This is a genomic window from Psychrobacter sp. NPDC064578 (assembly GCF_044901245.1).
Classification (GTDB): Bacteria; Pseudomonadota; Gammaproteobacteria; order Pseudomonadales; family Moraxellaceae; genus Psychrobacter; species Psychrobacter cibarius_C.
Genome location: NZ_JBJDPI010000002.1, coordinates 316,609 through 328,425, shown reverse-complemented (window position 1 = coordinate 328,425; position 11,817 = coordinate 316,609). Strand labels below are relative to the sequence as shown.

Annotated in this window: 10 protein-coding genes; all 10 read left to right on the top strand. The window is 43.4% G+C overall.

What is annotated here, in order from left to right; translation table 11 throughout:
* Positions 1-82 precede the first annotated feature (82 nt).
* The 10 genes from ACI2JM_RS03265 (at position 83) to der (ending at position 11,715) form a co-directional block, all read left to right on the top strand.
* The gene (locus ACI2JM_RS03265; protein ID WP_060490620.1) at positions 83-499 is read left to right on the top strand and encodes a lysozyme inhibitor LprI family protein; all 417 of its coding nucleotides are present in this window, start codon (positions 83-85) and stop codon (positions 497-499) included.
* A gap of 438 nt (positions 500-937) precedes the next feature.
* The gene (gene ndk, locus ACI2JM_RS03260) at positions 938-1,369 is read left to right on the top strand and encodes a nucleoside-diphosphate kinase (protein ID WP_055124481.1); all 432 of its coding nucleotides are present in this window, start codon (positions 938-940) and stop codon (positions 1,367-1,369) included.
* Positions 1,370-1,789: 420 nt separating this feature from the next.
* Entirely contained in the window at positions 1,790-3,031 is a 1,242-nt protein-coding gene (gene rlmN / locus ACI2JM_RS03255; RefSeq protein ID WP_404642070.1) for a 23S rRNA (adenine(2503)-C(2))-methyltransferase RlmN, read from the top strand.
* 213 nt (positions 3,032-3,244) lie between these two features.
* Positions 3,245-4,195: a type IV pilus biogenesis/stability protein PilW gene (pilW, locus tag ACI2JM_RS03250; protein WP_404642068.1), complete on the top strand. Its 951-nt coding sequence runs from the start codon at positions 3,245-3,247 to the stop codon at positions 4,193-4,195.
* Positions 4,192-5,004, top strand: coding sequence for a helix-turn-helix domain-containing protein (locus ACI2JM_RS03245; protein ID WP_109591647.1), 813 nt, complete (start codon positions 4,192-4,194; stop codon positions 5,002-5,004). The genes pilW and ACI2JM_RS03245 overlap by 4 nt, the downstream gene beginning before the upstream one ends.
* A gap of 133 nt (positions 5,005-5,137) precedes the next feature.
* Complete coding sequence (gene ispG, locus ACI2JM_RS03240; protein ID WP_404642066.1) at positions 5,138-6,247, top strand: flavodoxin-dependent (E)-4-hydroxy-3-methylbut-2-enyl-diphosphate synthase; 1,110 nt, start codon at positions 5,138-5,140, stop codon at positions 6,245-6,247.
* A gap of 64 nt (positions 6,248-6,311) precedes the next feature.
* Positions 6,312-7,601, top strand: coding sequence for a histidine--tRNA ligase (hisS, locus tag ACI2JM_RS03235; RefSeq protein ID WP_404642064.1), 1,290 nt, complete (start codon positions 6,312-6,314; stop codon positions 7,599-7,601).
* 55 nt (positions 7,602-7,656) lie between these two features.
* Positions 7,657-8,442, top strand: a complete 786-nt coding sequence (locus ACI2JM_RS03230; RefSeq protein WP_404642062.1) for a YfgM family protein — start codon at positions 7,657-7,659, stop codon at positions 8,440-8,442.
* A gap of 240 nt (positions 8,443-8,682) precedes the next feature.
* Positions 8,683-9,891, top strand: coding sequence for an outer membrane protein assembly factor BamB (gene bamB, locus ACI2JM_RS03225; protein WP_045451756.1), 1,209 nt, complete (start codon positions 8,683-8,685; stop codon positions 9,889-9,891).
* Positions 9,892-10,272: 381 nt separating this feature from the next.
* The gene (der, locus tag ACI2JM_RS03220) at positions 10,273-11,715 is read left to right on the top strand and encodes a ribosome biogenesis GTPase Der (protein ID WP_055124475.1); all 1,443 of its coding nucleotides are present in this window, start codon (positions 10,273-10,275) and stop codon (positions 11,713-11,715) included.
* The last annotated feature ends 102 nt before the right edge of the window (positions 11,716-11,817 follow it).

Sequence of the window (11,817 nt, the reverse complement as noted above, 5' to 3'; positions counted from 1 at the left end):
GTTGCTAACATTATTCTGGTTTAATTGGTATATTATGTTATAAATAAATGTAATTTTATCAATATATAAAAAGGAAAACGTGATGAAAGCGACTATTATCAAGCACTCTATAGGCAAAACAGCTTTAGCGCTGCTAACGTCTGCGGCTTTTATGTTTCCTATGCTGTCATGGGGCGCGCAAAACTGTGATAAACCCAACAATGATTTTGATGATTTATATTGCTTAACGAAAGTATATTTAGAAGCGGATAAAGAGCTGAATAATTCTTATGCAAAATTGGCTAAGCAGTTAAATAGCCAGCAAAAATCCAAACTCAAACGTGGACAATTGGCGTGGATACGCGAGCGTAATGACCAATGTAGTTATAATAATGATGAAGGATTTTTTGTCAATATGGGCTGTGCGACTCGGGTGACAACTGAGCGAGTGAACTTCTTAAATGATCGTGTGCGTGAATGTAGCGCTGGCAGTTGCCGCGACAGCCGCTTAGGCGAGTAGTTGTTTTTTAGTATTGCTTGAAAGCAGTGACCTTCATAGCTGCGTATTAATAAAATCCCTTAGCATTATATGCTGAGGGATTTTTGTTGGTAACACTTACATAGAGTTTCCGCCAAGTTGGTTTTATGCCCATCAATGACAAAGATAGTTAGCGATGAGATACATAGGGCAAGAATCTGCTATTGATGAATGCTCACTTTGTCTTAAGATAAGCTATGGTAATAAATTTACTTTTATGCAAGATGCGGTCATAAATTAACCCTATCATTTATAGCGCTAATCATTATAATAGGCAGCAATCCTGTGTTGGCGCTCATATTATCGCATTGATAGACCATGAGTTATTTAAATATGCCTAAGTCAACATTGCGGCCAAAGATAAAACAAAGTATTTACCATCTCATTTTTATCGAATTCATTATTTATTAGGAGCTTTTCATGGCTAACGAACGTACTTTATCTATCATCAAACCTGACGCAGTAGCTGGCAACAACATCGGCGCTATCTACGATCGCTTTGAAAAATCAGGTCTAAAAATTGTTGCCGCTAAAATGATGCAACTTGATGATAAAAAAGCGGGCGGTTTTTACGCTGAGCACGCTGAGCGTCCATTCTACAACGATCTAGTGTCATTTATGACTTCAGGCCCAGTATTGGTATCTGTATTAGAAGGCGAAAATGCGATCGCTAAGCATCGCGATATCATGGGCGCTACTAACCCAAAAGACGCCGCTGAAGGCACTATCCGTGCTGACTTCGCTAGTAGCATCGATGAAAACGCCGTTCATGGTTCAGATTCAGCTGAATCAGCAGCACGTGAAATCAGCTACTTCTTCAATGAAGAAGAAGTGTGTGCACGTACGCGTTAATATAGTAAACCAAATATAGTCTGTTACGGTGTCAGACTCGCTTAATGTACTCAATGTACAATTGGCGCTTGTCTTCCTTGTACCAGCTCTATATTTGATTCACTATGCACTAATAGCTTATAAAATTGACTATAAATTATTAGTGTGGCAAGACGGCTTATATCTTTTGGTATAAGCCGTTTTAGCTATTATAATAGTCTGACTATGTGTTGAAATTTTAGTGTTGAAATTTTAACTTTTCTCCCTCATTATTGGTTTTATATAGCGTTATCAATCCTTTATCAGCATATTACTTTCAGTTTTTGGTAAAAAATGCGCTCATAACGGATTGCTTATGCACTCATATATTGAGTACGACTAGCAACACCCATCTCAACAATTGCATCGCTCATACCAGTAGATGCAAAAAGGTTATTTATTATGTCAACTGCTCAAACTCCTATTCAAACTGACGTCCAACATGTCCCTGCTAAGACTACTAAGAGTATAAAATTAGTAGACGAGGCGCAGGCGAAAACCAATCTACTAGGTATGACACAAGCGCAGCTGGCGGAATACTTTAAGAGTATTGGCGAAAAGCCGTTTCGCTCGACGCAAGTCATCAAGTGGATATATCAGCAGGGTGTCACTGATTTTGAGCAAATGACCAATCTGAGTAAATCTTTGCGTGATAAATTATCAGCCAATGCCTGCGTCATTCCGCCAAAAGTGATTCATCGTCAATACAGTGATGACGGCACGCGTAAATGGGTCTTTGAAGTCACTGGCGGCTCGTTGGTTGAGACGGTACTGATTCCCGCAGATGATAGTAAATTAAACGGTCGTAAAACCTTGTGTATTTCTTCGCAAGTGGGCTGTGCGCTCGACTGTAGCTTTTGTAGTACGGGTAAGCAGGGCTTTGAGCGCGATTTGACGGCGGCTGAGATTCTTGGACAATTATGGGTGGCAAATGCCTCTTATATGACCGATGAAAATGACAGTTTAGAAAATGTCGATCATAGTTTATGGGAAAACAACGTCACCAACGTCGTCATGATGGGTATGGGCGAGCCGTTATTAAACTATCGTCCCGTTGTCAGCTCAATGGAATTGATGCTCAGTGACCATGCTTATGGTTTATCAAAGCGCCGCGTTACTTTGTCGACTTCAGGCGTCGTTCCAAAAATGTACGAGTTGGCACAGGAGCTTGACGTGGCTTTAGCGATTTCATTGCATGCACCAAATGACGAGCTGCGTAATGAATTAGTGCCGATCAATAAAAAATATCCATTAGAGCAGCTCATGGCGGCAGCGAGAAATTACGTTTTTGAAGTAAATCCGCGCCACAAAAAACACGTGACTATTGAATATGTGATGCTAGATGGTGTCAATGATAGTAATGAGCATGCTGAGCAATTGGTCGCATTATTGGGCGATTTACCAAGTAAGATTAACTTGATACCGTTCAACCCGTTCCCTCATGCAAATTATGATAAGTCGAGTAATAATCGAATTCATGCCTTTAGCAACATATTAAGTGAAGCAGGTTTTGTTTGTACCATACGTCAAACACGCGGTGATGATATTGATGCGGCATGTGGTCAATTGGTTGGGCAAGTGGCTGATAGAACGCGTCGTTCAGCCGCGTGGCAGCAAAGCATCAAGGATCGTGAAAGTGTTTAGTATGATGGTCATATAAATGGTGAATAGACATTTTCGATGTAGCATCGTATTTGTCTTTTATCTGTCGCAATGGTAATAAAAATGTAGCAATAACGATTAGTTTGGATGTGCACAGCAATTAATGACAACTAAATTGTACTTATGCGGGCTAAATCTATTAAACTGATGCCTCGAGGATCGAACGCATTGAATCACAGTTTTATGATGGCGGCTATGATGACTTCTAGAAATTCTTGTCAGTTCAATTATCAAAAAATATTTTCTCAGACTTATAAGCGATTGAGTACAGCGAATGGACAAGTGGCTACTGACCCAATAGCGATATCGAAGCGTACGGTATTAGTGACGGCATTGGTAGGGTTGCTGCTCACTGGTTGTCAAAGCACGCCGACCAATGACTTGACAAACATCGCGGCTTATCAAACGTCTACGCGACCCAATGACAATCGTAACTTAGATCAACAAGAAATTGCTCGCGTGCGCACTTCACTTGCCGCGCAATATATCCGCAAAAATGAGCTTGATACCGCTCAGCGTCAACTCGAAAAAGCCTTTGCTGCCGATAGCCGTTACGCGCCAGCCTATGATATGATGGGCGTTTTGCTGCAGCAAGAGGGCAGTCGACTCAATCTCGAAAAAGCCGATCAGTATTTTAAAAAAGCGATCACGCTTGATAAAGATTTTGAGCAAGCCCACAATAACTATGGCGTTTATTTGTCACAAATGAAGCGCTATCGTGAGGCGGCAGAGCAGTTTGAGATTGCGGGTTCAGCATTAGGTTACGAAGGTCGTATTGGTGCGCTAGAGAATCTAGGGCGCACTTACTTACAGCTAGGGGATCGCAGTGCGGCTGCTAAAGCATTTTTACGGGCACTTGATGGCAATCGTAATAGTATTATTGCCCATATCGAGTTGGTCGACTTATTGCTTGAGCAGCAACGTGTTCCACAGGCTCAAAGGCTTTATGATGAAACCTTGATACTGGTGCAAGGGCAGGGCATTAGCCCGCGCTTGCTATTACAAGGTATCAAATTGGCCGCTGCACAAAATAACATAACGACGCGCCAGCAATTGGCACAGCAGCTTTTATCCGCTTATCCTTTAAGTGATGAAGCAAAACAACTTAAGACTTGGCTTAACAATCCAGAGGCACCATGGAAATGACCACCCCATCATTAAACACTCAATCTAACGCTCAGGGATCATTTGGTGCCGTGTTGCAGCAAGCCCGTAAAAATAAGCAAATCAGCTTAGACGAGGTAGCTGCCGAGTTATTTATTTTAAAGCGTCATTTGCAAGCGCTTGAAAATGAAAATTTTTCGGAGATGCCGCAAGCTGCTTTTGCCCGTGGGTTTGCCATCAATTATGCTAAGTTTTTGGGTTTGGATCCTGTAAAAATAGCGACCAGCTTTGATGCCGCTTATCCTACGGAGCTGAAAGCCAAGTCAGTGAATAACACGGATACGCCACTGCGTCCAATGGGAACGTTGCAACGTGATACGCACAATCGAATTCGTTTTAACCCACTACTGATCATCGCCGTTATTGGTGTCATTATTTTAGCGATTTTCTTATTTCGCATGGTGAGTAATGCAAGTAAAGAGAATACCGAGCAGCCAGTATCGACGGTCGAAGACGTCTCAGCGATAGAGCAAGCGCAAGGGGCGGCAATCAATACTGATGAGATGGGCGTTGGTGCCTCTGGCTCTGCTCTAAACTTGGGCGGCGATGCAAGTCCAGCGTCTTTAGATGTCAAACTGACGGATACCGCCGTCGTGAGTATTACTGATGCCTCTGGTAGTAGTCTAATGAGTGGCTCGCAGACATCTGGGGATTATAAACTGTCAGGTACGCCGCCGTTTAATGTACAAATTGATAATGTCGATAATGTCAGCATAATGCTTAACCAAGAAGCGGTTGCGCTAAATACTTATGCAACGGATAAGCAAGCCAATTTTGAGTTAGCGCCTTAATTTTTAAAGCGGCTAATTTTGAATGCTAGTCTTATCGACTGCTGTACAAGATTTATTTTTAAAAGTTGCTATCTGCAAGCTATTATAAGTGTATTTTTTCTGCGTTTTTTCGCTTTAACTGAAGGGTTTGTCTATGTCAACGCCTATTAACCGTCGCCTTACCAAGAAAATATATGTCGGTGATGTCGCGATTGGTGGTGATGCGCCGATTAGTGTGCAGAGTATGACCAATACAGATACTTGCGATGTGGCAGCAACTGTCGCTCAAATCGAACGCTGCGTTGAAGCTGGTGCGGATTTGATGCGGGTGTCGACGCCAACGATGGATACGGTCAAAGCTTTTGGCGAAATTCGTAAGCTGGTCAGCGTGCCTTTGATTGCAGATGTGCATTTCGACCACAAAATTGCGTTAGCAGTTGCCGAAGCAGGGGCTGACTGTCTGCGTATTAATCCAGGTAACATCGGTAGCGACGCCAAAGTACGTGAAGTGGTCGCCTGTGCCAAACATTACAACATCCCTATTCGTATCGGTGTCAATGCAGGCTCGCTCGAAAAAGACATTCAGCGCAAATATACCGAGCCAACTGGCGAGGCGATGCTTGAATCAGCCATGCGCCATATCGATATATTAGAGCGTCTAAATTTTGATCAGTACAAAGTATCAGTCAAAGCTAGTAATGTGTTTTTGACCTTGGATGCGTATCGCCTGATTTCTGCCCAAATTGATAATCCGCTGCATTTAGGCGTCACCGAGGCAGGCGTTTATCGTACGGGCGCAGTTAAATCCGCGATTGCACTTGGCGGTTTATTATTAGATGGCATCGGTGATACCATCCGTATCTCACTGGCGGCAGAGCCTGAAGAAGAAATTAAAATCGGCTTTGATATTTTAAAATCGCTCAATATACGTTCTAATGGTGTCAACTTTATTGCGTGCCCAAGCTGCTCGCGCCAAGAGTTTGATGTGATTCGAGTTATGACGGCTTTAGAGTCGCGCTTAGAAGACATTCGTGAACCGATGAATCTGTCTGTGATCGGCTGTAAAGTAAATGGTCCTGGTGAAGCGAAAGAGGCCGATATTGGCATTGTTGGTGCCGCACCAAGATCCTTGGTATATCGTATGGGTGAAAAAAGCCATCTTATCGATACCGACAATTTGGTCGATGAAATAGAAGGCATGGTACGCGCACATGCCGAAGATTTGGCTAAAAAACGCGAAAATGAGATTATCCGCGTAAAATAAAACACTATTATGAGCAAAAAATAAAAGAGACACTTGTTAAAATTTTTAAGGATACGACCGTACCATGATTAAAGCTATAAAAGGGTTTAATGATATTTTGCCTGATCAGTCCGCAAAATGGCTGCATTTAGAAGCGATATTGGCTGAAGTACTGGGCAGATACGGCTTTGAGCATATTCGCTTGCCAATCGTTGAGCAAACCGATTTGTTTGCGCGTGCCATTGGCGGCGCGACTGATATTGTCGAAAAAGAGATGTATAGCTTTACCGATAAATCTGAGCCACCAACGCCGTTGGCTCTACGCCCCGAAGGTACAGCAGGTGCAGTACGTGCTGTGATTGAGCATAACTTGCTGCGCGGTGATACGCCTAAATTATGGTATATCGGTCCGATGTTTCGCTATGAGCGTCCACAAAAAGGCCGTTATCGTCAGTTTCATCAAATAGGTGTTGAAAGCTTTGGTAGTGCCTTACCAGACGCTGACGCTGAGCTGATCGCCATGACCCATCTGATGTGGCAAGAGCTGGGTCTAAAAGATGAGATGCGTTTAGAGCTAAACAGTCTGGGTGAAATTGATGAGCGTTATGCTTATCGCGAAGCATTGGTTGCTTATTTAACCGATAAAAAAGATCAGCTGGATGAAGACAGCAAGCGCCGCTTGACCACCAATCCGCTACGTATTTTAGACAGCAAAGAAGCAAGCACCCAAGCTCTATTGGTAGACGCGCCTAAGCTTGCTGACTTTTTAGGTGAAGAGAGCGTGGCACACTTTGAACAAGTGCAAACGTATCTGACTGAGCTTGGTATCAATTTTGAGATCAATCCGCACTTAGTACGCGGTCTCGATTATTATAACAAAACGGTTTTTGAGTGGGTGACTGACAAGCTTGGTAGCCAAGCGACTGTTTGTGCTGGCGGCCGTTATGATGGTCTGATCGGGCAGTTAAAATCCATCGGTACTGATGGTAATAAGCCAGTAAAATCTGAGCCTGCTGTTGGATTTGCCATGGGGCTTGAGCGTTTATTACTATTAATGGAAGCGGTTGCGCCAATTGCTGATGTTCCAGCTTGTGATGTTTTCGTGGTTGCACATCCAGAAGTTTATAGTGCGGGTATTGGCTATGCCCAGCGCCTACGCTATAGTCGCCCAGATATTCGGGTGAAAATGGCGAGTGCGACGAGCCTAAAAGCGCAAATGAAGAAAGCCGATAAGTCAGGTGCTGCATTGACCGTTATTATTGCACAGCAAGAGCTGGATGATAATACCCTCAGCGTTAAAGACATGCAGACGGGCGAACAACAGACGGTTGCGACAGATTGGCTGTCGAGCAAAGAAAATTTTATCCGTCAGTAATCGATTGCGGTTTTAGCATTAGCAATTTCATAACAATTTTATCAGGTAAACATATATGGCTCTGACACCCAATTCGCCGAATGCAGACAATTCAATGCAAGCGTTAAAGCAGTATGGCAGCTATATTGTCACTGCGATTTTGTTGGCACTGGCCGCTTATTTTGGTTGGACATATTGGCAGGACAACCATGCGCGCGTAGACACCGTTGCAGCAGATCATTACGCAGACATTCAGCGGTTGAATGAAGAAGTCAGTTTGGCCTCACAAAACCCTGATTTGGAAGCAGAAGCACAAGCAGCACTTGCCCAAAGTCGCATCCAGCTAAATAAAGATATTGATGCGCTAGTCAGCAAGCATGGTGAGTCGGTTTACGCTTGGCAGGCACTGATGATTAAAGCGCGTCAGCAAGTAGATAATAATGAATTTACCGAAGCAAGTGAAACCCTCAAAAAAGCATTGGCCATTGATTTAGGTGATGCAGGCTTACAGGCAATTACTCGTTTGCGCTATGCGACAACGTTACTAGCGGCAGGCGATGCGGATGCTGCATTAGCAGAAGCCAACAATGATATGCCAAGCTCATTTGAAGCCAGCCAACAAGAGTTGTTAGGGGATATTTATTTGGCACAAGATAATAAAGACTCAGCGATCAAGTCTTATAATAATGCTTGGGAGTTGTTACGCAGCCGTCAAGAGACGCGTGCAGTATTGGCATTAAAGATGGAGAGTCTGGGCATCGTACCTGAGCCTATCGACGAACCAGTCAGTCTGATTCAAGAGTCAAGTAATCCTGCACAGCCCTTGGTGGAAGAAAATGCTGCTGCCGAGGTTGCGCAATAATTGTACAGTGACAAGCGCTGTTAACCAATAATAGCGTTTGCGTTCTACCTAATGTCTGATAATTGCTAGTCAATAGCGCGTATCTATAACCGTTCTACAAGCTAAGTGGTGCAGTAAAACAGCATCGGATAGACCATCAGCACTCATTGAATGTGCTTGATGAATACTAATCGCCGATCTTATACTTACTGATAACCAATTTACTAATTAATAATAATTTATTTGTAGTGAGAACTCATAATGACTCAATCTATTCGCTCTAGCAAGATATCAAAAGCTAAAACCATCAAATCGACGGTGATGCATGTGGCAGTATTGGCAGTGATGAGCACTGCAGTGATTGGGTGTAATCGCGGTATTAAACCCGTCGTCAATGATCCAGTCAAGCTGGTACAGATTGCTGAGCCTATCAGTGTGTTGCAACCGGTTTTTAGCACAGATATTGGCAATAAAAAAGCCAGTAAGAAAGATCCATTAGACTTGCAAGTAGGTTATGTCAATGGACAAATCGTCACTGCATCGCGCGGTGGGGACTTGACCGGCTTTAACAGTGCAGGCGAACGTTTATGGTCGATCAACGTTGGCGATCAAATCACGGGCGGCGTTGCTCTAGATGCTTTAAGCCAAACAGCGATTATTAGCACACGCGGTGGTCAAGTGATGGCATTTGATAGTGTGACTGGCGCAAAACGCTGGCAAAAGCAGCTATCAGGATCAGTATTGACACCCGCTTTAATTACCAATAACCGTGTCATTCTATCAGCGAACGATGGCTTTTTACATGGCTTGTCACTACAGACAGGTCAGTCAGTCTGGCAGTTTGCCACACAAGTGCCAGCCATCAGTGTGCGCGGTAGTGCGGCGCCAACGTTATTAGATAGCAAAACGGCATTATTGGCGACTGCTGATGGTCGTTTACATGCGGTGACGACTGATAGTGGTTTACCGCAGTGGTCAAGACGTGTTGGCGTTGGCACTGGTAGTAGTGAAGTTGAGCGCATGAGTGATGTCGATGGTACGCCGATCGTCGATAAAAACCAGCTATTTGCCATCAGTTATAGTGGTCAGTTATTAGGTATTGATTTGGCTTCGCGTCAAGTCATGTTTGTCAACGAGCTTGCCAGCTTAAAGTCACTTGCTGTAAATAACCAGCAAGTGATTGGTACCAGCTTAGAGGGCAAAGTGGTTGCCTATAATCGCAGTAATGGTGAGGTTCTTTGGGAAAGTGAAGAGCTGGCTTATCGTCATTTAACCAATCCTGTAATGATTGGCAATTATATTGCCGTGGGTGATTTTGACGGCATGGTACACTTATTTGATCCAGCTAGCGGTAAAATCGTTAGCCGTGTACAAACTAAGGGTGCTTTGAGTAGCTTGCAAGTACAAGGCAGCCGCTTGATGACACAGAGCACATCAGGACAAGTTGCTATTTGGCAATTAGCCCGCTAAGCTTTTTATCGGTTAATGCTTACTTAGATAGTATGTTTGATATTATCGTTAAGCCAACGGGTTGATTGCAATTTTAGAAAACACAAACGCTGCTTCGTCAGCGTTTAGTGCCTTGTGTAAATTGCTTGTTTAAATACAGGCTTTCGCGTACTCTATGCGACCGATGCGCTGTAGGTGTTATCCATATATATTATTTATTTATCATTTAGTCATCCTATGTACCACTTGCTAATTGTAAAATAGCTGACTATTATTTTTGCTATTGTTTTATCATTCATTTTAATTTGCGGTCAAGAGCAGCTTATTCACGACTACTGTTATATCACTGGTTATAAGAATAACTGTACTGCCCGCCATTGTGCCTTTCACTGAGAGTAACCCATGAGTATCAAGCCTGTGGTCGCCTTAATTGGTCGTCCAAACGTCGGTAAATCTACCTTATTTAATCAGTTCACAAAAAGTCGGCAGGCATTGGTTGCTGATTTGTCAGGACTGACTCGTGATCGTCAGTACGGTGATGCGACCTATGAAGACAAATCTTTTATCGTTGTAGACACTGGTGGTATTGGTGAGGCGGATGACGGTAGCGGCAACATTGATGATTATATGTCTGAGCAATCGCATACAGCGATTCATGAAGCAGACATCATCGTATTTGTGGTGGATGCTCGTGCTGGTATGATCGGCGCAGATGCTGAGATTGGTAAGTTTTTGCACACCCTTGGCAAACCAGTCTATGTGGTTGCCAATAAAGTCGATGGTGCTCACGACGCTGCACCTGCCGAGTTTTATGCATTAGGATTGGGTGAGCCATATCCGATGGCAGCAAGTCATGGTCGCGGTGTCGGTAATTTGCTTGAAATATTGACGGCTGATATGCCTGAGCAAGAGAATGTTGTAGAGCCAAAAGGTTTGAAGCTAGCGATCATAGGTCGTCCAAACGTTGGTAAATCGACGCTAGTCAATCGTCTATTGGGTGAAGACCGAGTAGTGGTTTTTGATATGCCCGGTACCACGCGTGACAGTATTTATATTCCTTATACACGCGAAGGTAAGGACTACGTCTTAATCGATACTGCTGGTGTGCGCCGCCGCGGTAGAATTGATGAAAAAGTAGAAAAATTCTCGGTCATTAAAACCCTACAAGCAATCGAAGATTCTAACGTAACCGTTATTGTTATTGATGCGCATGAAGGTATCGTTGATCAAGACTTGCATATGATTGGCTATGCGCTTGATGCGGGTCGTGCTCTAGTTGTTGCGATTAATAAGTGGGATGGTCTGACTGCTGATCAGAAAAATTATATCAAGATTGAGATGGATCGCCGCTTTAACTTTATCCCTTATGTAAAAGTGCATCTAATCTCAGCGCTACATGGTACGGGTGTGGGTAATCTATACCCGTCTATCTTGCGTGCTTATAAATCTTCGATGTTTGAAGTGTCAACCAATCGTTTGACTCAGATTCTGCAAGATGCAGTGACAGCCAATCCACCACCAACGGTTGCTGGTCGCCGTATTAAACTACGTTTTGCTCACATCGGTGGTCACAATCCGCCCGTGATTGTCATTCATGGTAACCAAACCAGCGCGCTACCTAAGAGCTATCAGCGTTATCTTGAAAACCAATTCCGTCAAGTATTTAAGCTCGAAGGCACGCCGCTCAACGTTGTTCTTAAACAAAATGACAACCCATATGCCAACAAGAGCGATACACCAACCAAAGCGAAGACGCAACAGTTGCGCCAACGCGAGCGTAATCGGGCACAGAAATTTACTACCAAAGATAAGCAGAAATTCACCAATAAAGATAAAAAGCGTTAATTTAGCAAAATGATGATGGTCTTTATATTGTTGTTGTAAATAAAGACTGTTTTATTCTATTGTTCATGCTTCTCTGTAATGTGCCATATCATGATGATTATA

Excerpts from the sequence above, each read along its gene's own strand:
- ACI2JM_RS03265 (WP_060490620.1), top strand. The coding sequence starts at position 83 with ATGAAAGCGACTATTATCAAGCACTCTATAGGCAAAACAGCTTTAGCG.
- ndk (WP_055124481.1), top strand. The coding sequence starts at position 938 with ATGGCTAACGAACGTACTTTATCTATCATCAAACCTGACGCAGTAGCT.
- rlmN (WP_404642070.1), top strand. The coding sequence starts at position 1,790 with ATGTCAACTGCTCAAACTCCTATTCAAACTGACGTCCAACATGTCCCT.
- pilW (WP_404642068.1), top strand. The coding sequence starts at position 3,245 with ATGATGACTTCTAGAAATTCTTGTCAGTTCAATTATCAAAAAATATTT.
- ACI2JM_RS03245 (WP_109591647.1), top strand. The coding sequence starts at position 4,192 with ATGACCACCCCATCATTAAACACTCAATCTAACGCTCAGGGATCATTT.
- ispG (WP_404642066.1), top strand. The coding sequence starts at position 5,138 with ATGTCAACGCCTATTAACCGTCGCCTTACCAAGAAAATATATGTCGGT.
- hisS (WP_404642064.1), top strand. The coding sequence starts at position 6,312 with ATGATTAAAGCTATAAAAGGGTTTAATGATATTTTGCCTGATCAGTCC.
- ACI2JM_RS03230 (WP_404642062.1), top strand. The coding sequence starts at position 7,657 with ATGGCTCTGACACCCAATTCGCCGAATGCAGACAATTCAATGCAAGCG.
- bamB (WP_045451756.1), top strand. The coding sequence starts at position 8,683 with ATGACTCAATCTATTCGCTCTAGCAAGATATCAAAAGCTAAAACCATC.
- der (WP_055124475.1), top strand. The coding sequence starts at position 10,273 with ATGAGTATCAAGCCTGTGGTCGCCTTAATTGGTCGTCCAAACGTCGGT.